The sequence below is a fragment of the Clostridium sp. AF35-15 genome (assembly GCF_003477745.1).
GTDB lineage: Bacteria > Bacillota > Clostridia > Lachnospirales > Lachnospiraceae > Otoolea > Otoolea fessa.
The window spans coordinates 163,263-185,814 of sequence record NZ_QUDY01000001.1 but is presented as its reverse complement, the minus strand read 5'-3'; the positions used below and the strand labels follow the sequence as shown (position 1 = coordinate 185,814).

General features: G+C 46.2%; 26 protein-coding genes and 2 pseudogenes. 23 read left to right on the top strand and 5 right to left on the bottom strand.

Annotated elements, in window-relative coordinates; genetic code table 11:
* The first annotated feature begins 228 nt into the window (after positions 1-228).
* Entirely contained in the window at positions 229-492 is a 264-nt protein-coding gene (locus DWZ76_RS00840) for a hypothetical protein (protein WP_333489792.1), read from the top strand.
* Between the two features lie 12 nt (positions 493-504).
* Entirely contained in the window at positions 505-819 is a 315-nt protein-coding gene (locus DWZ76_RS00835) for a hypothetical protein (protein ID WP_333489793.1), read from the top strand.
* Between the two features lie 411 nt (positions 820-1,230).
* Here DWZ76_RS00835 and DWZ76_RS00830 read toward each other — a convergent pair whose 3' ends face one another.
* Positions 1,231-1,569: a helix-turn-helix domain-containing protein gene (locus tag DWZ76_RS00830; protein ID WP_107000743.1), complete on the bottom strand. Its 339-nt coding sequence runs from the start codon at positions 1,567-1,569 to the stop codon at positions 1,231-1,233.
* Positions 1,570-1,688: 119 nt separating this feature from the next.
* On the opposite strand from DWZ76_RS00830, the gene DWZ76_RS00825 reads away from it, so the two are divergent.
* The 3 genes from DWZ76_RS00825 (at position 1,689) to DWZ76_RS00820 (ending at position 3,014) form a co-directional block, all read left to right on the top strand.
* Entirely contained in the window at positions 1,689-2,084 is a 396-nt protein-coding gene (locus DWZ76_RS00825) for a pyridoxamine 5'-phosphate oxidase family protein (protein ID WP_107000742.1), read from the top strand.
* A 142-nt stretch (positions 2,085-2,226) separates the two neighbouring features.
* The gene (locus DWZ76_RS15185; protein ID WP_147353120.1) at positions 2,227-2,337 is read left to right on the top strand and encodes a DUF2200 domain-containing protein; all 111 of its coding nucleotides are present in this window, start codon (positions 2,227-2,229) and stop codon (positions 2,335-2,337) included.
* Positions 2,338-2,420: 83 nt separating this feature from the next.
* The gene (locus DWZ76_RS00820; RefSeq protein WP_118471773.1) at positions 2,421-3,014 is read left to right on the top strand and encodes a sugar O-acetyltransferase; all 594 of its coding nucleotides are present in this window, start codon (positions 2,421-2,423) and stop codon (positions 3,012-3,014) included.
* Positions 3,015-3,140: 126 nt separating this feature from the next.
* On the opposite strand, the gene DWZ76_RS00815 is transcribed toward DWZ76_RS00820, so the two are convergent.
* The 4 genes from DWZ76_RS00815 to DWZ76_RS00800 form a co-directional block, all read right to left on the bottom strand.
* Positions 3,141-4,163, bottom strand: coding sequence for an AraC family transcriptional regulator (locus DWZ76_RS00815; RefSeq protein ID WP_118471490.1), 1,023 nt, complete (start codon positions 4,161-4,163; stop codon positions 3,141-3,143).
* A complete protein-coding gene (locus DWZ76_RS00810; protein WP_107000740.1) occupies positions 4,160-4,546 on the bottom strand; it encodes a metalloregulator ArsR/SmtB family transcription factor in 387 nt (128 codons plus the stop codon). Before DWZ76_RS00810 ends, DWZ76_RS00815 begins: the two co-directional genes overlap by 4 nt.
* Before the next feature lie 53 nt (positions 4,547-4,599).
* Complete coding sequence (locus DWZ76_RS00805) at positions 4,600-4,962, bottom strand: CGGC domain-containing protein (RefSeq protein WP_107000739.1); 363 nt, start codon at positions 4,960-4,962, stop codon at positions 4,600-4,602.
* 244 nt (positions 4,963-5,206) lie between these two features.
* The gene (locus DWZ76_RS00800; protein WP_117796831.1) at positions 5,207-5,650 is read right to left on the bottom strand and encodes an Rrf2 family transcriptional regulator; all 444 of its coding nucleotides are present in this window, start codon (positions 5,648-5,650) and stop codon (positions 5,207-5,209) included.
* Between the two features lie 125 nt (positions 5,651-5,775).
* Between DWZ76_RS00800 and DWZ76_RS00795 the strand changes: the two genes are divergently transcribed.
* The 18 genes and pseudogenes from DWZ76_RS00795 (at position 5,776) to DWZ76_RS00695 (ending at position 22,550) form a co-directional block, all read left to right on the top strand.
* A complete protein-coding gene (locus tag DWZ76_RS00795; protein WP_181986262.1) occupies positions 5,776-6,732 on the top strand; it encodes an NAD-dependent protein deacetylase in 957 nt (318 codons plus the stop codon).
* Positions 6,733-6,800: 68 nt separating this feature from the next.
* Complete coding sequence (locus DWZ76_RS00790) at positions 6,801-7,628, top strand: NAD-dependent protein deacetylase, SIR2 family (RefSeq protein WP_243017743.1); 828 nt, start codon at positions 6,801-6,803, stop codon at positions 7,626-7,628.
* A pseudogene (locus DWZ76_RS00785) lies at positions 7,619-7,726 on the top strand (DNA-3-methyladenine glycosylase I); the annotation flags it as partial. The gene DWZ76_RS00790 and the pseudogene DWZ76_RS00785, both read left to right, overlap by 10 nt.
* 247 nt (positions 7,727-7,973) lie before the next feature.
* Complete coding sequence (locus tag DWZ76_RS00780) at positions 7,974-8,192, top strand: cation transporter (RefSeq protein ID WP_107000734.1); 219 nt, start codon at positions 7,974-7,976, stop codon at positions 8,190-8,192.
* Positions 8,193-8,290: 98 nt separating this feature from the next.
* Positions 8,291-10,291: a heavy metal translocating P-type ATPase gene (locus DWZ76_RS00775; RefSeq protein ID WP_117796834.1), complete on the top strand. Its 2,001-nt coding sequence runs from the start codon at positions 8,291-8,293 to the stop codon at positions 10,289-10,291.
* Positions 10,292-10,607: 316 nt separating this feature from the next.
* A pseudogene (locus tag DWZ76_RS15180) lies at positions 10,608-10,745 on the top strand (LysR family transcriptional regulator); the annotation flags it as partial.
* Positions 10,746-10,867: 122 nt separating this feature from the next.
* Positions 10,868-11,338 carry a flavodoxin gene (locus DWZ76_RS00760; RefSeq protein ID WP_107000731.1) on the top strand — a complete coding sequence of 157 codons (471 nt, stop codon included), beginning with the start codon at positions 10,868-10,870 and terminating at the stop codon, positions 11,336-11,338.
* A 194-nt stretch (positions 11,339-11,532) separates the two neighbouring features.
* Positions 11,533-12,189: a TetR/AcrR family transcriptional regulator gene (locus DWZ76_RS00750; RefSeq protein ID WP_118471488.1), complete on the top strand. Its 657-nt coding sequence runs from the start codon at positions 11,533-11,535 to the stop codon at positions 12,187-12,189.
* The gene (locus DWZ76_RS00745) at positions 12,186-12,932 is read left to right on the top strand and encodes a YoaP domain-containing protein (RefSeq protein ID WP_118471486.1); all 747 of its coding nucleotides are present in this window, start codon (positions 12,186-12,188) and stop codon (positions 12,930-12,932) included. Before DWZ76_RS00750 ends, DWZ76_RS00745 begins: the two co-directional genes overlap by 4 nt.
* 220 nt (positions 12,933-13,152) lie before the next feature.
* A complete protein-coding gene (locus DWZ76_RS00735; protein WP_118471482.1) occupies positions 13,153-14,337 on the top strand; it encodes an AI-2E family transporter in 1,185 nt (394 codons plus the stop codon).
* 3 nt (positions 14,338-14,340) lie between these two features.
* Positions 14,341-14,613 carry a hypothetical protein gene (locus tag DWZ76_RS15170; protein WP_242995816.1) on the top strand — a complete coding sequence of 91 codons (273 nt, stop codon included), beginning with the start codon at positions 14,341-14,343 and terminating at the stop codon, positions 14,611-14,613.
* Between the two features lie 312 nt (positions 14,614-14,925).
* Positions 14,926-15,465, top strand: a complete 540-nt coding sequence (locus DWZ76_RS00725; RefSeq protein ID WP_117796838.1) for a histidine phosphatase family protein — start codon at positions 14,926-14,928, stop codon at positions 15,463-15,465.
* Between the two features lie 109 nt (positions 15,466-15,574).
* On the top strand, positions 15,575-16,357 hold the full coding sequence (locus tag DWZ76_RS00720) for an IclR family transcriptional regulator (RefSeq protein WP_118471480.1): 783 nt from the start codon (positions 15,575-15,577) through the stop codon (positions 16,355-16,357).
* Between the two features lie 244 nt (positions 16,358-16,601).
* Entirely contained in the window at positions 16,602-18,290 is a 1,689-nt protein-coding gene (locus DWZ76_RS00715; protein ID WP_118471478.1) for a nitrilase-related carbon-nitrogen hydrolase, read from the top strand.
* 16 nt (positions 18,291-18,306) lie between these two features.
* Positions 18,307-19,620, top strand: coding sequence for a cytosine permease (locus tag DWZ76_RS00710; RefSeq protein ID WP_118471476.1), 1,314 nt, complete (start codon positions 18,307-18,309; stop codon positions 19,618-19,620).
* 42 nt (positions 19,621-19,662) lie between these two features.
* Positions 19,663-20,748, top strand: coding sequence for a DUF917 family protein (locus DWZ76_RS00705; protein ID WP_118471474.1), 1,086 nt, complete (start codon positions 19,663-19,665; stop codon positions 20,746-20,748).
* Positions 20,749-20,914: 166 nt separating this feature from the next.
* Entirely contained in the window at positions 20,915-21,592 is a 678-nt protein-coding gene (locus DWZ76_RS00700) for an AroM family protein (RefSeq protein WP_227589689.1), read from the top strand.
* 16 nt (positions 21,593-21,608) lie between these two features.
* The gene (locus tag DWZ76_RS00695; RefSeq protein WP_118471472.1) at positions 21,609-22,550 is read left to right on the top strand and encodes an aminopeptidase; all 942 of its coding nucleotides are present in this window, start codon (positions 21,609-21,611) and stop codon (positions 22,548-22,550) included.
* Positions 22,551-22,552: the final 2 nt, after the last annotated feature.

Genomic DNA, 22,552 nt, shown 5'->3' with positions numbered 1-22,552 from the left:
GATGTTTTTATAATTAAGCATTATATCACGGAAGTAAAAAAATTGAATAAATTTTGCCCAAAAAGTTATAGAACGTTTTTACATTGTACTGATAACGTTTTCCTTGCGTACAATGGAAAAGAGAAGTAGTGCTCCTAAACAAATAAAAAAAGTACAGTTTGATTGTTGGATTGCTTGTTTTTATGGCATCTTTTCTTTTGGAATTCAACATGGCGGTTACGCTTCTTTATGGACAGCCGACTGAACAAAAATGGCGGAACGCTTATTTTCACTACGCATTATCCGGAACTGCTGGATGAATATGACCGAAATGACGGAATTTGTATTGTAAGAAACCGTAATGGCATTACAGCAGAAAATTTGAGCCATATATTGAAACGTAATGATATTAAAAAGAGTGATGCCTACCAGAGCGGTTTCCTTGAGGGAACAACGCCAGCATATGAAGCGTATATGCGCTTGAAGAAAAGCCTGGCTGCTTCAATCAATTAAGGAGGCAGCAGAATGGAATTAGCAAAATATAAGGCGTGTATATGTGAAGGATCTGCCGAAGAAGCTATTATCGACATACTGGTTGATAATGATCTTCTGATTTTCAAAAGAGAAGAAATGTTGGAAGAATGTGTTATCCGTTGCAGAAGTGCTAAACGATTCGAGGAGCGATACTTACGGAAAGGATTTGATGAGCAGATTTCTGTGATACGGATTTTGGATTCTCGCAGAGAGGAATTTCGATTGAGTAAAGCATATGATCAGTTTAAGCGTTCTGGAAAAAAACAAGCGAATTTTGTAAAACAAATCTTCGGATGCATGATGTGAAGTCGTATGATTTTGTGAAGCAGTATTTCAGTAACCCACAGCTCCTGGTGAAAGCTATAAAAGAGTATCGCAGAACAGCAAATATCCCCAAAGGAGAATACAGCTTGTCTGATTTGCTGAGATGAGCTTTGCTTTTTTAATACATTGGCCGTGACTCAAATGGTCACCAGGAGATAAACGGTTACCAGTTTACAGAAAACAGAATAGAATCGTCTTCGATGCCTCGTTGGGAAACCAACGGGGTATTTTTTTGCCCCAATCCGACTGCATAGGACACTAAAAAAGTCAAAATGAACCGTAGGTAGTCCTGCAAGGACAACCAAAGCGCGCCTACGAGGCCAACGCGAAAACGGATGTTCCTTGAAAACTGAATAGCTTATATGCTACCCATATTCGTAGGAGAATATTTCATCATTCTTTATCGTTTAAATATTGAATATACTCGTTTCCCCATATTTCCAACTCCTTCAGTACTTTCCTGAATTTTTCTCCAATATCACTTAATTTGTATTCTACTTTTGGTGGAATCTGCTGATATTCTATGCGTTCAATCAAGCCTTCTTCTTCCAACTTTTTCAGCTGTCTTGATAGCGTTGTATGTGTCATTTCTTCTGGCATTTTTCTTTGTAATTCATTAAACCGGATGGGGCCATCTGTTAACAAATACATAATATACATAGACCATTTACCTGTTAAAACTTTTTGCGAAGTCACATACGGGCAAAGCCCAAATAGATTTTTCTTTTCCATATATACGTTCCTTTCTGATACCAGTATCGTAAAATATCGTACTTGTTTGTTTTCTCCTATGATATATAATTATACGCATAAAAAATAAAAATACAATTTGTTTTCAGGAGGATTTTGAAATGAATGACGTAGTAAAATATTTGCAGGAATGCGGAACTTTTTATCTTGCCACGGTAGAAGGAGACCAGCCACATGTACGCCCATTTGGTGCTGTATGTGAATTTGAAGGAAAACTTTATATTGTAACGAATAATAAAAAAGATGTTTACAATCAGATGAAAGTAAATGGAAAAGTTGAAATGTGTGGAATGAACAAAGGTACTTGGATTCGTGTGAAAGGTGCAGTAAAAGAAGATACTCGCCGTGAAGCTCGTGTAGCCATGATGGAAGCAAATAAAAATGCTCTCCAGTCTATGTATACGGTTGATGACAATTTGATGACGGTATTCGTTTTTGAAAGTGGCATCGCAACTATTTATTCATTCACAGAAGAACCGAAGGTTATCAATCTGTAAAATTTTGAGTAATGTACATTACGGTTTGTCAGACTGGAAATTCCCCGGCTGATGTTTGGCGCTGTGGGCGGCGGCACACATTCTTTATTATCCGGAAGAGTGGTATACGCTGCACATAGACGCACCTGAGGGAGGGACGAAAATGGAAACTGAAAAAGTATATGCCATGCCATTTGCAAAAATATATCCCATGCTGGTGGATGAGCTGGCTAAGGGCAAAGTGATGGAGAAGATCAAGCGGACAAACAAATGAGGGAGGGGAAAACAGCCTATTACACACCGACAGAGAATGTGGTATAATCCTTGAGGAAACATTGTATGGAAAGGACAAACACGATGAACGCTCTGGATATTATGAAACGCCTTGCCGCCTACGTAAGCGGCTATGAAAACACCCCCACGGAGGAACAGAACCGTGCAAAGCAACTGTGCTGGGAGTACAACCGCACCGCTCCCAACGAACAGGAAAAGCGGCGCAGCATCCTGCAGACCTTGCTGGGCACCTGCTCTCCCATGACCGGCATTCAACCGGATTTCCACTGTGACTATGGCTTCAACATCCATACCCACGGCTTGGCGGTCATCAACTATAACTGTGTCATTCTGGATACCTCTCCGGTAAACATCGGAGCAGGTGTCTTTATTGCCCCCGGCGTATGCCTTGCCTGCTCCGGTCATGCCATCGACCCGGAGCAGCGCAGCCACGGCATTGGAACTTCAGCACCTATTACGCTGGAGGAAAACGTCTGGATCGGTGCAAATTCCACCGTCTGCGGCGGCGTTACCATCGGGGCAGGCTCGGTTATCGGGGCGGGAAGCGTCGTCACCCATGACATTCCCGCCGGTGTCATCGCAGCAGGGGTGCCCTGCAAGGTGATCCGCCCCATTACCGAAAAAGATAAGTTCAAGCCGGAGGATATTCTGTTCTGAGAAATTCAGATCGGAAACGCTGAAAAAACATACGCACAAGCTCTCCGGGGACATTTTTGTTTTTCGCCATGCTTTTCTGCGGGGAGAAGGCATGTTATACTGGGAATGACAATTCGGGATTTTTCATTACAGTGTTTTGCTAAAGGAATCCAATGGAGCTATACCCTGGATTTTTCTGTATTCTCTGGGTGACATTTTGACGATAGACTGAAAAGCGCTTGAAAACTTTCCCTGGGTTTGGTAGCCTACTTGGGAAGCAATATCCGCGATAGTGTCATTTGTTTCCCGTAATAATTTCATAGCCTGACGCACTCGAAATTCCTTCATATAGGTGGCGATAGGCTGACCGTAGACTGCCTTGAATATCTCCTTTAGAGTGGAGGTATTTATCAAATACTGTTTGGAAAGTTCTGCAATCGTAAATCGTTGCTCCAAGTGCTCTGTCAACTGTTGATGAATTTCTTTTATCAATTCGGTTTGCTGGGAAAAGTATTGAGTCAATTCTTTATGCTCCGATTTCATGTTGCTCAAATAAATCAAAATTTCCAGCACCTTCAATTTCAAGAGGGAAATTCGAACGGACACAGGAGCAGAAAAGAGTGGGGCAAAAATATGCTCTAAATCGGAACAAGACGGGATTGCGGATGGCTTTCCGGAGCAAAATCGATTCTGTAACTGGTCTGCTTCCACACCGGCATTCTTTAAAGCTTCCGGGCAAATGGAAGAGAGCTGTTTCAGATCCACGGAAATGGAAATTCCCTCTGAATATTCTAGGGGAAACATCATGGCGGAATCCGCGCAGCAGGCCATACTGTGTGCTGTCACATCACCTGTACCTAAATAGACGGCAGTACCGCCGTGCATATTCCAACCCACGCGACCACTGCGACAATAGTAAATTTCTAAAACAGAATCCGAAGCATCATGCCGAAACTTGACCTCTGAAGCAAGAAAAACATTGAAGGATACCTCTATTCCAGGAAAAGTTTCATATGCCTCCATACACCCTTTTCCAGCGGTAACCGCTCGAAACTGTTCTCCAAAGAGTGTAGTACCCGTTCCACCAGCCCGGCAATGCTTCAAGGCGAGGGTGCCGTTTGGGATCTTTTGAAGTTTTTGAGCGATAACTTTGGATTCTTCTTTTTTCATGGCGTTCCTTTTTGTTTTTCTACTTGCGACGGACAGGCGATTTTTACAAGCCACTCAATCATGTGGTGGAAATTTCGGGCCTGCTCGGTATCAGCTGCTTTATAATAGACCTCTTTTCCGTCCCGGCGGTTAACGATCAGACCCGCTGATTTCAACTGCTTGAGATGGTGAGAAACTGCAGGACTGCTCATATTTACCATGGCTGAAAGATTGATAACACATTCCTCACAGTGGCAAAGCAACCAAAAAATGCGAATACGGCTGCCATCTCCCAGCTGCTTGAAAATATCAGCTACGGTTTGAAAGTTTTCTACGCTGGGCATATATTCCAGTTCATGCTCGATAGTTTGTCCGTGGTCGTGGGGTAAGTGGTTCTGAATCATTTAGCACTCCTCCTTGAAGTCTATCTTATCATAGACCGGAGAGAAAAGAAACTTTACTTTTGAGATGTTTCTGGTTCAGGGCCAGCGTCATGGGTGTAATCCAAGATACGGACACCATCGCCTACCTCTTTCTGCACCAGCTCTCGCATACGCTTAGCAAAAGGACAGGGGTAACCAATGGGAGTCCCTTTGCTGATGCAAGAAGCAAAAGCAATGGTGTCAGCGCCCTGTTCTACCAGAGAACGGGCCCGCAGCACCGCTTTTTTTCCGGGGCAGCCGCCGCAGTTGATGAAGCCCACTAACTGAATATCATCCTCTCCCATAAAAGCGCCTTTTCTCTCTCGGATTGTCCGAAAATCCCGGCTTCCGGGGCAGTAATCCTCTGTCTGCATACAACGAATAATGCCAAGTTTCATATTAGTTTCCTCCTTAATTTAGGGCCTGCCATTCAGATTTGGCCGGTCCATTGTCTATTATTATGTAACCAGATTTTCCAACAGCTGGATGGAAATGTCCTCGTAGTAGCGATCCTCTTTAATCATTCACAAAATACGGGGTATAGGTCTCTCCGGTTCTCAGTATAGCTCCGCAAGGAGGTTCTGTATTTCCCGTTCAGAAGAATTTTTCTCCCAAATGGAAGAGTTTCTGAAAATCAATCCGTCATAAACGCTGCAAGAGCGTCCCTTCTAACTTCATGTGATATTGTTCCAGTACATCTTTCAGTGTAATTTCTTGCATTCTTTGTTCCGCTTTTTTTTGAATGTCCAAGTAAAAATCCCGCAGCACCAGTTGAATGTTCACGCCCACGCCACAAGCGGGGTTGGTGTGGATGTCCTGATGGAGCAGGGGCTTGTTGCCCTCTACTGCTCGATAGACATCCAGTAGAGTGATTTTCTCCGGCTCACGAGCCAGAGCAGGTCGGGGATGTCCCTTCACGCTGATCAGCAGTCCACCTTTCCGCAGGGCGGACATGAGCTGGCGCACATAGGCAGGATTTGTCTGAATGCTCTCTGCCAGCTTGTTACTGGTCAGATCGCAGTCTGGGTACAGAGCGATAAAAGCTAGAATATGAACAGCATCGCTAAGGCGGGTTGGATATTTCATGGCCGGATCTCCTTTTTGCTTGATGTTATTTTTATTATAACAGCATATTGACAGTGACGCAAGGGGATGCTAAAATAATTTGAAGTAAGAATAAAAATAACACCCACTTGAAAGGAATGGTGACAATGAACTTCTATGATGATCTGGTCATGCAGACCCAGATGAATTATTCCAGACACTATCATATCTATGCTTCCGGCAGTACGCCTTATCAGCTGACTGACAAAAAGCCGCTGCCGTATAGCGAACAGATCCATCGTTTGGTACAGGAGGTAAAGGAAGCTGATTGTGTGGTAGTGGGCGGGGCCTCCGGCCTGTCCGCTGCCGGTGGCGGAGATTTTTACTACGAGGACAACGACTCCTATCGCAAATACTTCCGACCTTTTGCCGAGAAATACCACTTCAAAGGTGCTTTTGCAGGGATGATGCACCCCTGGAAGACAAGGGAAGAGTATTGGGGGTATCTCGCCACCTTCCTTCACACCACCCAGACCGCACCTGTGCGTCATCCCTATCTGGATCTGGACGCTTTGCTGAAAGGCAAGGACTTCTTCATCCTCACCACTAACCAGGATACCCAGTTTGTCAAACTCTACCCGGAGGAGAAGGTGGCGGAGGTCCAGGGGGATCACCGCTTCCTCCAGTGTGCCGCCTGTTGTACCGATGACACTTGGGATGCGGTAAAGCCGGTGGCTGATATGGTAGCCGCTATGGGGGATGGCACGAAGATTCCTACGGATCTCATTCCCCGGTGCCCCCACTGCGGCGGTGAGGCATTCCCCTGGGTGCGAGGATATGGGAATTTTCTGCAAGGAAAGAAATACGAAGAACAGTACGAAAAAATTTCTCGCTATGTGCTGGAACACAAAGACAGCAAAATTCTGTTTCTGGAACTGGGCGTTGGCCGAATGACTCCCATGTTTATTCAGGAGCCTTTCTGGAACCTGACCCTCAGCTTTCCCCATGCCCGGTATATTGCTGTCAACAACAAGTATGACTTCCTGCCCAAACAGTTGGAGGACAAGGGCATGACCATTGTGGCCGACATTGCTCAAGTGCTACGGGATGCACGAAAACTCTAGCTGCCCTCCGGCAGGTGCGATCCATCGCAGCAACCATAAAATAGAAAGGAGCGAACGAATATGATTGATTGGAACCCTATTGCGGAAAAATTCAGAGAAGCGGACGCTATCCTGATCGGGGCAGTAACGGCCTGTCCATCACCGAAGGATTGCATTTGTTTGCAGATAATGCAGCCTTTGATGAATTGTTTGGAGATTTCAAACAAAAATACGGCTTACATTGTATTTTGCAGGGAATGATGGTCGGATGGCCCAGCGAGGAGAAAAAATGGGCCTTCTGGGCCCGGCTCATCCATCATTACTGCGGGCAATACCAGCCTACGCCGGTGATGAACGATTTGAAGGGCATTGTGGGAGAGAAGGATTACTTTGTCGTCACATCAAACGGAGAAGGTCACTTTGAACGGTGTGGTTTCGATCCGACGAAAATCTATGAGATTGAGGGCAACTGGTTTACGATGCAGTGTGCCCGCCCCTGCCACGACACCCTCTATTCAAGTTTAGAGGTGGCCGAAAAATTATCGGCTGCCGAACAGGGCGGCCATGTGCCTACAGAGTTGGTGCCGCGTTGTCCCAAGTGCGGAGGTCCCATGGACATCCACATGTGCGCGGGTCAGAGAATGATTCCGGATACCGCTGCCCAGGCACGGTTCCAAAACTTTCTGAAAACCTACCACGGAAAGAAACTGGTGGTTCTAGAGCTGGGCATTGGCTGGCGCAATCAGCTGATCAAGGCCCCGATGATGCGCCTGGTGGCCGGCGAGCCAAACGCCACTTATGTGACCATCAATCTGGGGGAGATCTACATTGCGGACAATATCAAAGAGAAGTCCTTCGGACTGGACGGGCGGCTGGATGAGCTGCTGCCTGCTCTCCGGGAGGCGTGCGAGGCATGAAGTTTGTGGGGACCATAATCATCTATGCCTATTTGCAGGCGGTGGGAGCTATCAACTCTCATGAATCAATTTGCTTTCTGAATCCTTTGCAGCAGTAGAAAATGCAGAAAATAAAACGCCGGGAAGTTGACTCAAATTGTCAATGCCTCCCGGCTTTTTACCGGGTACTGGAATGTGCCGATAAAAGCTGCATTTTGCCCAAACAGAAGAACCCTTTTCCCGAATAGCAGGATATGGGTTCAAAGCGTTGACGAGGACGGTTTTCCTGCGTATGATGAAGATACAATTAAACGATGATTTAATTGTTCTGACAACAGGAACAAATTAAGAGAGGAGATTTTCAAAATGAAAAAGACTTACAAAATCGATGTGGATTGCGCTAACTGCGCCAACCTGATGGAAGATGCCGCCCGCAAGACCAGCGGCGTACAGAGTGCTACGGTGAACTTTATGACCCTCAAGATGAACGTGGAGTTCGAGGAAGATCAGGATCCCAAGGCTGTTATGCAGGAGGTTCGCAAAGCCTGCAAGAAGGTGGAACCCGACTGCGAGATATTTCTGTAAGCCAGCGAAACGAAATGCCCTGTCGAGCGGCAGCTTGCAGGGCATTTTTTCTCTTAGATAAATAAACGAATAAGCAATTGTGAAAGGGGTAAAACGAAATGCAGGAGTATATCATCAACGGTCTGCTGATCGTGGTGGCTCTGCTGGCCGTGATCCTTCAGATCATCGGCATGCGGCCCTCCGCCGGTATGACTAAAAAACAAAAAGTGATGTTGTGGCGGATTCTGACTGCTACGGTTCTACTGTTAATTTTGCAGGTCCTGGGCGCAGGCGCATTTGAAGTGTTTGGCTCGGCAGGCCGCTGGGTACGTCTGGCTGTGTTCCTGGTGGATTATCTGGTTATTGGCTACGACATTCTGAAAAAAGCCGGAAAAGGTATCCGTAACGGTCAGGTGTTCGATGAGCACTTTCTGATGGCGGTGGCTACGCTGGGGGCTCTGGCACTGGCTGTATATGAAAACGGCGACTATCTGGAGGCCATTGCGGTGATGCTGTTCTACCAGGTGGGCGAATGGTTCCAGTCCTACGCTGTGGGCAAGAGCCGCCGGAACATCAGTGATCTGATGGACATCCGTCCTGATTATGCCAATATCGAACGGGAGGGAAAACTGGAACAGGTAGACCCGGACGAAGTGGGTATCGGCACCATTATTGTGGTACAGCCCGGTGAGAAAGTTCCTATTGACGGTACCGTAGTGCAGGGAGAATCCACTTTGAACACTGCCGCTCTCACTGGTGAAAGTTTGCCCCGTGAGGTCAAGACTGGCGATGAGATCATCTCCGGTTGTATCAACATGACAGGTTTGCTCCATATTCAGACAACCAAGGAATTTGGCGAGTCCACTGTCTCCAAGATTCTGGATCTGGTGGAGAACGCCTCCTCCCGGAAGTCCAAGTCGGAGGACTTCATTTCCCGCTTTGCCAAGATCTACACTCCTGCGGTGTGCTATGCCGCGCTGGCGCTGGCTGTATTGCCGCCGCTGGTACGGATGTTTGCCATGGGGCTGGATGCAGGCTGGGAGACCTGGATCTATCGTGCGCTGACCTTCCTCGTTGCCAGTTGCCCCTGCGCTTTGGTCATTTCCATTCCTTTGTCCTTCTTTGCAGGAATTGGCGGAGCCAGTAAGGCGGGCGTTCTGGTGAAGGGGTCCAACTATCTGGAGACCCTGTCACAGGCTAAGATCGTGGTCTTTGACAAGACCGGTACTCTGACCCAGGGCGTGTTCGAGGTCAACGCCATCCACCACAACGAGATGGACGAACGCAAGCTGGTGGAGTACGCGGCCCTGGCAGAGAGCGCTTCCAGTCATCCCATCAGCAAGAGCTTACAGAAAGCCTATGGCATGGAAATTGACCGCAGCCGTGTAACCAATATTCAGGAGCTCAGCGGCAACGGTGTCATCGCCACAGTGGATGATCATCAGGTCGCGGCTGGAAACGACAAGCTCATGAATCGTCTGGGGGTCCAGGCTATTCCGTGCCACAGCGTAGGCACCATTATTCACATGGCGATTGACGGGAAATATGCCGGGCACATTGTTATTTCCGATATCGTGAAGCCTCACTCCAAGGAAGCCATTCAGACATTAAAGTCGGCTGGGGTTCGCAAGACTGTGATGCTTACTGGTGACGCCAAGAAGGTGGCTGATAGTGTAGCCTCCGCACTGGGGCTGGATGAGGTTTACAGTGAACTGCTTCCTGCCGACAAGGTGGAGAAAGTGGAGCAGTTGATTCAGAACAAGCCGGAGAAAGAAAAACTGGCTTTTGTGGGAGATGGCATCAACGATGCCCCGGTGCTTCGCCGGGCAGACATCGGCATTGCTATGGGCGCTATGGGTTCTGACGCTGCCATTGAAGCTGCGGATGTAGTACTGATGGATGACGATCCAATGCAAATTTCCAAAGCAATCAAAATCTCACGCAAGTGCCTTGGCATCGTCTATCAGAACATCGTGGTGGCCATCGGCGTAAAACTGGTCTGCCTCGTGCTGGTCGCTCTGGGCTTCGCCAATATGTGGCTGGCCGTGTTTGCGGATGTGGGCGTGATGATTATAGCCGTCCTCAACGCTATCCGGGCACTGTTTGTGAAAAATCTTTAAAGTTCAGAAATAAACAAAAACAAAAGGGGGGACCCTTCCCGCATGAAGGCTTTATTTTAAATTGGTCCCTCAGAAGCATGTGTCAGTGAAGTTGCAGACAAACTGAATAGGTCAGAGTCCGCTGTTTCTCACCATATCCGTATTTTACGCATGAAAGGTTTGGTTCGCTGGCGCAGGAGTGGAAAGGCTATTTACTATGTTCTAAAACGCTTATTTTCACTACGCATTATCCGGAACTGCTGGATGAATATGACCGAAATGACGGAATTTGTATTGTAAGAAATCGTAATGGCATTACAGCATAAAATTTGAGCTATGCGGTGAATTTGCGGCAGTAGAGACCTTGGCAAGGATATGTAAAACGTATAAAGAAAAATACCCACGGATTCAGATTGAACTTCATACCGCAACAGCAGATACGGTTTATGAGATGATGAAAAAAGGACTTGTAGATAGAATTCAATATAAGCATTAGACATAATAAAATAATGGGTATAAAATAGATGTATAAGAGAAATTCAAATCTTATACATCTATTTTTATACAAGAAATTTGCAAAGAAAGGGGCTTTTTATTATGAGTAAAAAATTAGTGGCATTTTTCAGTGCAAGCGGAACAACAAAAAAAGTAGCAGAGATGATTGCAGAGGAAGCAAAAGCTGATTTATTTGAGATTGAGCCAAAAGTTCCATATACAAAGGCTGATCTTGACTGGATGGATAAAAAATCTCGGAGCAGTGTGGAAATGAGTGATAAGAAATACAGACCGGAGATTATGAAGAAAGAGATAGATATGAGCTCTTATGATGAAATCCTTCTGGGATTCCCTATCTGGTGGTATGTAGCTCCAACAATTATCAATACATTTTTGGAAGCCTATGATTTCAGCGGTAAAAAGATCGTTCTTTTTGCAACATCCGGTGGAAGTGGATTCGGTAATACTGTAAAAGAATTGCAGCCATCCGCACCAGAGGCTGTTATCACAGAAGGCAGTCTGTTAAACCGCGGAACAAAACAGAAAGTCAGTGAGTGGGTAAATTCTTTATAAACAGCAGTGTTATGGAAGTATACAGAATATGGAAAAAATGGTACAGACAGCAGGAAGAAATGCGCTTGGCGAATTTGCGCCGGAGTTTGCACATTTTAACGAAAGGGCATAATTTTTTCATTCGTTCTTGACAAGTAACCATTCGGTAACTATAATGTAGTTACCGAATGGTTACTTTGATAAAGGAGATAATTATGGCAGAGGGTACAAAGGAACGGATTTTGAGAACAGCACTGGAACTGTTTGCGCAGAACGGCTATCTGGGGACATCTATGAATGATATTGCAGGGCAGTTGGGAATTACGAAAGCTGCTTTATATAAGCACTATGCCAGCAAACAGGAAATCTTAGATAAGATCGTGGAGCGAATGAACAAGATGGACTATGAGCGCGCTGAGGCGTATGAAATGCCGGAAACGGAACCAGACGGCTTTGCGGAAGCATATCTGCATACACCAATTCAAAAAATTCGCACATACAGCCTTGCCCAGTTTGACCATTGGACAAAGGAGCCGTTTTCCTACAATTTCCGTAAAATGCTGACGCTGGAGCAATACCGTGATTCCAAGCTTGCACAGCTTCACCACGACTATCTGGCGGGCGGTCCTCTGGAGTATATGGCGGCCATCTTCCGCAAATTGGCAGATTCTGATGAGGAGGCTATGCAGCTGGCGTTGGAATTCTATGGGCCAATGTATCTTCTATACAGTGTCTACGACGGTGCGGAGGAAAAAGAATCGGTTTCTTCCTTATTGGCGACACACATTGATCGCTTTATTGCCAAGGTTGAGGCTGGTTACAGATCAGAAGCTGCCGGGACAGCTGTTTTAAGCAGGAGGAATAACGGATGAACTATATTCGGATCACCAAAGACAATATTGACAAGGAACATATCTGCTGCGCCATGTCCGGTAAGCAGAGTGTTGTAAAAAAGGAATGGCTGCGGCAGCGCTTTGATGATGGACTTGTTTTCTATCGCAGTGAGGAACGCGGTAAATGCTTTATTGAATACATTCCGGCTGAAAACGCCTGGGTGCCGATTGCGGCAGATGGTTATCTTTACATTAACTGTCTATGGGTATCCGGCTCCATGAAGGGACACGGATACTCAAATGATCTGCTGGAGGCGTGTATCTGTGATGCCAGGGTGCAGGGAAAGAAAGGTATTTGCATTTTGTGCGCGGAGGGCCGAAAGCGGGAATTCCTCGCTGACCCGAAATTCCTTACTTATAAGGGTTTCCGTGTGGCAGACATATCCGACTGCGGGATCAATCTTATGTATCTTTCCATTGAATCGGGGGCACAACCGCCGTATTTCAAGGAATGTGCGAAACATCCGGTGATTGAAGAAGCAGGTTTTGTTCTTTATTACACCGATCAATGCCCATATACCTATTATTGGGTACCAAAGGTGCAGGAGGCGGCAAAGGAACATGGTATCCCGTTCAATGCCATCCACATCACTGACAAAGAATCAGCACAGAATGTACCTGCACCGGTCACGACTTATGCACTGTTTCGGGACGGTCAGTTTCTGACACAGAGTATCCAGTCAGATAAAAAATTCCTGGCGCTGGCAGGTTTACAAAATTGATTTTACTCCGCTATTTTTGAGTCGCAACATAATGTTATCAAATGAAATGGAGAAAAAACGAATGAAAAATATATTGATTATTTCAAGCTTGCCAATGTGACGTGTCTTTGACCTGCGCACAATAAAGCTATCGTGCGATTCACAAGGAGTGAGTATAAAGCCCTGAAAAAGTGCTTTCGGATTTAAAAAAGGGATTCCGATACTGACAGAAAGGAAAAACATGGAGAAAAAATTGCAAAATCCAACCTCTAACAAAAATGAAACACCCGCACCGCAGGGAGGCAAATGGCCGGACGAGACGATCATTCGCTATATCATCCGTGCTTTTTTGCTGCTTATTGTATTCGCATGGGCGCTGGTAAACCTTGACGCTGTTTTGTGTTTTCTCGGCAAGGTGCTTGCACTGTTCACTCCGTTTCTGATCGGCGGCGCGATTGCTTTTTTGATCAACGTAGTTCTTCGGCCAATGGAATGCTGCTGGAACAAGGCGTGCCGCAAAGCTCCTGCAAAGCTGACCCGCCCCGTGTGCCTGACAGCAAGCACCGTGCTTATCCTTGGAATTCTATTTGCTGTGGTATTTATGATGCTCCCCAGCTTGCGGGAATCCGGCGATGAGTTTATCCAAAACATTCCGATCTATGTGGAGGAAATCGGGCGGTGGTGGGCTGACGTTGTCCAGTTTGCTGCAAAATATAACATTGTCCTGCCCGAATATGTCATAGACTCTGACCTGTTGATTGAGAAGGTCACCGCCTTGATCAGTGACGAGAAAAGCGGGATTCTCACCGTGACATGGGGCGCGGCAACCTCTGTCCTGTCGGTTTTTGTAGATGTTCTCTTGGGGCTTGTTTTTGCACTTTATTTGCTTGCGAAGAAGGAGGTCGTCGCGGCACATTTGAAAAAACTCATTGAGACAGTCCTTCTGCAAAAGACGGCGCAGCGGCTTCTTAGTATTGCCGCGCTGACCAATCAGACCTTCACAAATTTTGTCAGCGGCCAGCTTACCGAAGCGGTTATCATCGGTGTTCTGTGCTTCTTTGGAATGCTGATTCTTGGGATTCCGTATGCCGGTGCTGTCTCCGCGTTTGTGGCCGTCACTGCGCTGATGCCGATTTTTGGCGCATGGATTGGCGGCGGCTTTGGTGCGTTTTTGATTCTGCTGGCAGAACCTGGCAAGGCTCTGTGGTTCATTCTCTTTCTGGTCGTTTTGCAGCAGGTGGAGGGCAATCTGATTTATCCCAAGGTGGTCGGCAAGTCCGTCGGACTTCCTGGACTGCTTGTGCTGATGGCTGTTACGATTGGCGGCGAAGCATTTGGCATCTTAGGGATGCTGTTCAGCGTTCCCGTCTGCGCCGTGCTGTTCAGCCTTTATCTGGAGTTCATGAAGAAAGCAAGCACCCTTTAAGTTGTGGTCTATTCAACAAAGACCACGGCAATTATCGAGCATATTATTTACGATGAGATGGATGACCATTACGGCGCAGAGCTGGAATATCCCTGGAATGACTGGAAAGCTGTGCTGAGGCGCAACGACAATAATAAATGGTATGGTGTGGTTCTGAAAGTATCTGCTGATAAGTTGGGGGCGTCGGAAGCAGCCGGCATTGATCTAGGGCTGCCGTTCGAGGAAAAACGAAGGGTTTTCGAGGGAGGCAAGTCAAATGGAAGACGATCGACTTGAATTATTCATTAGTTCTTGATAAGTAACCATTCGGTAATCATAGCGTAGTTATCGAATGGTTACTTTAATGAAGAAAATAATTATGGCAGAAGGTACAAAGAAACGGATTTTGAGAACAGCACTGGAACTGTTTGCGCATACGTGCCCAGTAAAGGATAGAGTTGTATCTTAACCTGAGTATAGTTATAATACAATTATGACAGCTGCTTTCCCAGGATTATCAATGACGGAAATGATGTATGACGATGATAGGCAGCAGGGAATTTCCTGGGTATAAAAAAGCTTGCGAAGCTAATGAGAAGGGATGACATCATGGGACATTTTTATTTTGTGAGACATGGACAGACTGTGTGGAATGTGGAAAATAAGATTTGCGGAGCAACAGACAGTCCGTTGACGGAGCATGGACGGCAGCAGGCGGCTGAAACCGGGAAAAATATTGTAGAAAGCGGAATCAAGGCAGATGAGATTCTCTATTCACCCCTTAGCCGTGCGGCAGATACAGCAAAAATTATTTCTGAAATGAGCGGGATTCCCTGCAGGGAAGAACCAAGACTCATAGAGCAGAATTTTGGAAAATGGGAGTCTACGCCGAGAGACGGGAAAGAGTTTAAGAAGGCGAAAGAGTCATTTGCCTGCCGATATGAAGGGGGAGAATCCATGCTGCAGCTTGCGCAGCGTATCTATAATCTGCTGGATGAGATAAAACAGGAGTCTGACCATAAGACATACATTCTGGTGGCACACAATGGAATTTCAAGGATGATTCAGTCGTATTTTACGGATATGACCAATGAAGAATTTGCATCCTTTGGCGTAAAAAACTGCCAGGTGGTGCGGTATGACTTCTAATCTGGAGCGAGGGGGGCAGTAAAGCTTACCGGGAAGCAACGGGAGAGTAAAAATCACGTAACTGTGAAGGTACTGAACGGTTACAAAATTACAAACGCAAGGAGGAGAGATGAATCCAAATAAAAAGGAGGATGCGAGCTACCTGCAGACGGTTGGCCGTGCCCTAACTATTTTAGAAATGTTCAGACAGCAGAATACACTGTCTCTGCCGTCGATTGCCAGGGAGCTGGGGGTGGGAAAAACCATCGCCTATCGATTGGTACATACTTTGACCGAAGAGGGATTCTTAATACAGGATCCTTTTACGAAACAGTACTCTTTGGGAGAGCAGGTGCTGATATTGGGATTTTGTGCGGTGCATAGGCTGGATGTTAAACGAATTGCTCACGATTTTCTTTGGAATTTCCATGAGCGCACCAAGATCAGCACTTATCTTACTATTCCGTGTGGGAATCAGAGTTTGTGTGTGGATCGTGTGGTTTCAGATAATACTGGGCGTTTGAGTTCAGTGTTTGTGGGGGGAGTATACCCGTTGTTTCGTGGGGCAAGCAATCGAGTATTACTGGCATTTGCTTCGCCTCAATTTCAAAGCAACTATCTCAATAGCTTAGAGTTGGCAGAAGAGGAGAAGACTCAGCTGAAGGAGGATTTGAAAGCTGCTCGAGCTCGTGGATATGATATTACTCATAACAGGCTGACAGAGGGACTGTTTGCCGTCGGATTTCCTATCTATAACTCAGCTAACCAGCTAGTGGCTGGTCTGAGTGTAGGGGGAGTATATGATTTGGAACGACCAGACGCTGTGGAGAAATATATTCAGCAGGGGCGTCAACTGGCTGTTGAGATCAATAATCAAATGGGCTCAAACTATTACAGTAGAATATCTGATTGATTTGTTGAGATGCAAAGAAGAATGATAATATGAGAAATTCGGACAGAAGAAATACTCTTTTGTCTGGGTTTCTTTTTTTTGTTGCTAAAAATATTGACATAAAATTAATCTGTTAGAAAATGATGTAATATATTGACAAGACTCTGACAAGATGCTAATATAAAAACATAATTCCTATCTAAGTAATGCTGTTCCTATAATAGGAACATCGAACAAATGAACGATAGAAAGGAGCGTGAGAATCATGAAATACAAAGGTGCTGCAATCCAATATGACTGCCATTTTATGGATAAAGAGAAAAACTTGGCTGCTCTGACGAACTTGGTGCGTCAGGCAGCAGCTCAAGGGGCGAAGCTCATTGTCCTGCCAGAAATGTGTGCGACTGGATACTATTTTGATAGCATGGAACAGGCGGCCGAGATGGCAGAGCCCATAGCAAATGGGCAAACGGTACGATTATTGGAGAATTTAGCAAAGGAGTTAGATTGCTATTTGGTTGCAGGACTTCCTGAGTCGGATGGAGAGAGGTTGTACAATTCAGCGGTTCTTATAGGACCGGAGGGGCTGATTGGCCGACATCGGAAAATGCACCATTATGTTCCTGATAGTACATGGGCTAAAACGGGAGATGAACCGGTAAAGGTGTTTAATACTCCTATTGGAAATATAGGCATACAGATTTGTATGGATCTAAGTTATCCGGAAGGACCTAGGTTAAGCAGGCTTATGGGAGCACAGGTTTTGTGTTCGCCTATGAACTGGAACGAGCCATCTATCCCTTCATCTATCTGGCTGACACGTGCTAAGGAAAACGGTATGTATGTGATTGCTTCTAATCGACACGGAAATGAAAAAGGATTCGATTTCTGCGGCGGAAGCGGGATTATTGATCCAGAGGGCAGAGTAGTGGCGTGTCATCCTTATGGAGATGGAATTGCTATGGCTGAGATTGATTTAGAGATGAAGCCGGATCGAAGCGAGATTCCTTTACGCCGCCCGAAGCTCTACCGTGAACTTCAGTTACAGCGTTATCCATGGTATCAGAGTCAGTATTACCAAGCATATGCTACGGAGCCATTGCTTGAGGGAAAGCAATTTTCTACGGCGGTATGCAGCATAAAGCCAGAGAATCGGGAAGAAGGGTTTATGGCTGTAAAGCAGGCTATCAGTCAAGCTGGGAAGCAAGGAGAGCGCTTGCTGGTTCTGCCTGAACTGGTGCTTGGAGGTGTGCCTGATGACTTGCAGCAAGCACAGTGCATGGCCATTCGAGAGGATGATCCTGTGTGGAAAGAGCTATCTTCTCTAGTCATGGAGAATCATGTGGATGTGATTCTGGGCTTTGTATTAGAAGAAAACGGGAAGCTATGGAATGCAGCAGCATGCTTGTGCGAAGATGGTTCTCGACATTACTATCGGAAGAGTCATCTGACTGAGAGGGAAGCACAGTGGGCGGAAGCAGGAGACCGTGCCGGACTGGTCCTTGATCGCCCTTATGGCAGAATCGGTGTACTGTTAGGCAACGAAATTTTTATTACGGAAGTGCCTCGATTGCTGGCCAATGGCGGATGCGATATTTTAGCTGTTCCAGCGGTGGAAAATCCGTCGTGCCCTCCTGGTATTCCAGAGGTTCAACAGGAGGTGGAACATTATCATCTTGCTAGGGTAAGGGCTAATGAAAATAGTACATACGCAGCCTTTGCGGCTCAAAAAGGAGTGAGCGGCATATTTGGTCCAGATATGTTCCTAGTACCGCGGAATGAGGTGGTGCTCAACGAGAGCGGATTTGCAGATATGACAATGGATACTCGATTTATATTCTCAGATGAAAGTGGATGTCCAGTGATAAACCTGGTTCGAGAAAAGCCAATGCTTGGGACCAGACATACTACATGGTATGACAAGTTGATAGAAGAAACGGATTGTGTGCTTTAAAAGAAGGGAGAGCCATATGAGTGATAAAAAACAAGATGTGAATGCTGTGACAACTGAGTCTAACGTGGAAGATCAGGATTATATTTATACTCCGGTTCCTCAGAATAAGCGGTACGGATGGATTAAGATGTTTTTCGTCTGGTTATGTTGGAATGTAGTAGTAGGAGACTTGGCTACAGGTACGGCGTTGGGATCCAGCATGAAGTTTCGGGATGCTCTCATTGCCCTGTCAATCGGTGATATTATATTAGTGGTGGTCATGATTATGACTGTGTATATCGGTTCAAAAACCGGATTGGCAGCAATGTCATTGATTCGGTTTACCGTAGGTCGGGTAGGAACTTATATTTTCTCGGCGATTATCTGTGTGACCTCCGTGGGTTGGTTTGCCACCCAGTTGGGCTTCTTTGGGCAGATTTGGTCTCAGTATCTTCCGATAAGTGTACCGATTCTGGCAGTGCTGGGCGGAATTATGATGGCGTCTACAGCAATTAAGGGATTTAAGGGAATGGAGAAGTTAAGCACATTTGCAGCGATTCCGTTGCTTCTGTTTATTGTTTTGGCACTGGTTAACTGTGTAAGATTGATTGGCGTAGATTCTTTGTTCTCTTATAGCCCTACGGGAAGTCAGATTGGCACCATGGCTACTGGCGTTACCACAGTTATTGGCAGCTGGGCAGCCGGAATGGCTACTGTTCCCGACTGCGGCCGATTTGCAAAGACGGATATCATAAAGATCTCTATCGTTTGGATCGCTGGTCTTTTCTTTGGTCATTTTCTGCTTCCAATTGCTGGTATTGCAGCTGCTCTGCATCTGGAAACATGGGATTTCGGAGTAGTATCTGATTACATCGGCGTATTGGCCACTGGTTCAGGAATCATTGGTGCTGTGCTTATTACTTTAGCTGCATGGACAACTAACCAGCAGAACCTGTACTCCGCATCCAATGCGACATGCAACATTATCGAAGTGAAGAAAAAGAGCACTGTTACCATTGTTCTGGGCGCTATCGGAATTGCTTTAGGTTTCTGTGGTGTGGTGGACTACTTTGTGCCGTATATGACATGGCTTGGTATTGTAATCCCGCCAATGGCTGCAGTTATGGTGGCTGATTATTTGGTACTGCCTTTGTTTGGAATAAAACATAATTATAATTATAATGACATTTCTTACGAAAACCTTCCACTTATCAAGTGGCCTTCCGTTCTGGCTTGGGGATGTGGTGTAGCAGTTGCTATTTTCTCTCCGGGCATTCAGGCTATTAATGGTATGGTAGCTACGGTTGTGCTGCATGTGGTATTTAATCTGATGGCAAATAAGAAGAATTAAGGTGGAAGCATTTTGATGTAGAATATAGAAAGGAAGAAAGTTATGGAACATATTAGAATGAAATTGACAGAAGAACATGTCCGTTGGGCGGCTCTTGGTGGCTCCATTCTTGGCGGCGGTGGAGGCGGTTCGGCAAAGACCGGAGCTGAGTTCGGAGATCTGGCTGTGCGGTTCAGCCAGCTGGAATTAACCCCGTTGGATCAGATTGATCCGGAAACCGTGGTTGTCACAGCTTCTATGGTAGGGGCTCCTGCCGCACAGGAGAAGTTTGTCTCCCCGGCAGATATGATGCGCTGCGTGGAGCTCTTTACTCAAAGCACGGGTATTCGTCCAGGAGGTATCGTTACTAATGAGAATGGAGGCGGTTCTACGTTCAATGGATGGCTAGAGGCATCCATGCTGGGAATCCCTCTGATAGACGCTCCCTGCAACGGCCGTGCTCATCCTACGGGAGTGATGGGAAGCCTGAATCTTCATCGTGATCCCAATTATATTACTACCATGACCTGTGTGGGCGGACGAAAGGAATTGGGTCGACACGTGGAATGTACAGTTACAGGTTCTATTGATCATTGTTCTAAACTGGTGCGGGCGGCTGCTGTGGAGGCTGGAGGCCTTGTGGCTGTAATCCGGAACCCGGTGAAGGCTTCGTTCCTGCAAAAAAACAGCGCTGTGGGGGGCTTGTCACTGGCTATTGAGACGGGACGCCGTTATTCACAGGGATTAGAAAAGTCGGTAGAAAATGGTGTGCAGGAGGTTTGTGAATTTTTAGGCGGTGAGATATTGGCTCACGGTCCGGTAGAGGAGTATCAGCTGCGCAGTGAAGGCGGCTTTGATGTAGGTATCGTTAAGATTGGTGGATATGAGATGTCTTTCTGGAATGAGTACATGACGGTGGATGGACCAGATGGACAGCGCAAAGGCACATTCCCTGATCTGATTATGACATTTGACAGCCAGACTGGACGGCCAACGCCTACATCTGACTTGAAACAGGGCCAAGAAGTTTATCTCATTCATGTGGGTTATCAGCATCTGAAGTTGGCGGCTCCCATGTTTGACAAGGACTTATTGGCGGGCGTAGAGAAGATCATCAACCGTCCTATTGTGGATTGTGTGTCATTCTGATAAGGAGATAAGGAAATCTATGCGAAAGACCCCGCCGCCAAAATACTGGCAGCGGGGCCTTTGTAGATAGGACGTAACGGTTCAGTAGGTCTGTGCATTTATTGCGCGTGACTGTGAAAGTACTGAACAGTTACGATAGGGCAAGTATAAGATGGAGGAAATTAAGATGGTGAAGATGAAAGTTGGAGCAATAACCATTGGGCAGTCACCCAGGACGGATGTGGTACAAGAACTGTTTCCGCTGATGGGTGAGCAGGTGGAACTAATTCAGGCAGGTGCATTAGATGGGCTCACTCGGGAGGATATCCAGGCATTTGCACCAGGACCAGAGGATTATACTTTAATCTCACGACTTCGAGACGGAAGTTCGGTTATGATTGCCGAACGACATATTCTGCCCCAGCTGCAGCAGTGTATCGAACGGTTGGAAGAGCAGGGCGTAAATTTGATTCTGTTTTTGTGCACGGGGGATTTTCCGGCTGTGTTTCATTCTAAAGTGCCATTGATTTTTCCGTGCAAGGTGCTTAATGGGCTTGTGCCAGCCTTGTCTAATCGAGGAAAGATCGCTGTAGTGGTTCCAACACCGCAGCACGTGGATCAGACAGAGAAAAAGTGGAATCAGTATGTAAAGGAGAGTATTATTATTCCGGCTTCTCCCTACGGTAGCCAGGATGATTTGGATGCGGCGGCTAGAGCTGCAGCGAAAATGGATGTGGATCTGGTGGTAATGGACTGCATTGGCTATAATATCGGAATGAAAGAACAATTTCAAAAATTATCTGGAAAACGGGTGATTTTGTCCCGGACACTTGCAGTCCGGGTTATGATGGAACTGCTGTCATAAGAGGGGGGGAAATGCGATGGAACTGGCGGAAATTGGAAAAAATATTTTAACAAACTGCATGAATGTCAAACCAGGGGAGAATGTACTGATAGTGACCGATGATGAGAAGTATGCCATTGGTCAGGCCTTGTATCAGGCGGCTAAACTTTTGAAAGCAGAAGCTATGTTAATGACTATGACTGCTAGAGAGGTGTCTGGTCAGGAACCACCCGCTGTAGTGGCAGCTGCCATGAAAGCGGCGGATGTGGTAATTTGCCCCATGAAAACATCTATTACGCATACACGAGCCAAAATTGAGGCAGCGGAAGCTGGAGCAAGGATTGCTACAATGCCGGGAATCACGGAGGAAATGTTTGCCATGGGTGCTATGACTGCAGATTACAGTCGTGTTATGGCACTTACAGAGCAGGTGACTGATTTATTGACGAATGCCAATACAGCCCGCATAGAGAAAGATGGACATGTTTTAACGCTGGATCTTCGGGGACGGCGTGGAGTATCTAGCCCTGGTGTCTATCGGGAAAAGGGGCAGGCGGGAAATCTTCCTTCCGGAGAGTCATACATAGCTCCGATAGAGACAGGAGCAAATGGTACGATGGTAATTGATGGATCTATGGTTGGAATCGGTTTATTAGAACAGCCTTTGGAAGTGAAAGTGAAGGACGGGGTTCTTCAAAGCATCCAAGGAAAAGAAGCAGAGAAACTGGAGATTCTCTTGAGAAATAGGAACAATGCCACTCTGTGTGAACTGGGCATTGGAACCAACTATGCGGCCAGACTGATCGGCGTTATTCTGGAGGATGAGAAAGCTTATCAAACGGTTCATATTGCCTTTGGTACTAACGTAGGATTTGGAGGAAATAATCAGGCAGACTGCCATATGGACGGAATTATTAAGAATCCCACATTGTATTTGGATGACAAGCTAGTTATGTTAGATGGAGTTTTCCAGATTTAAGG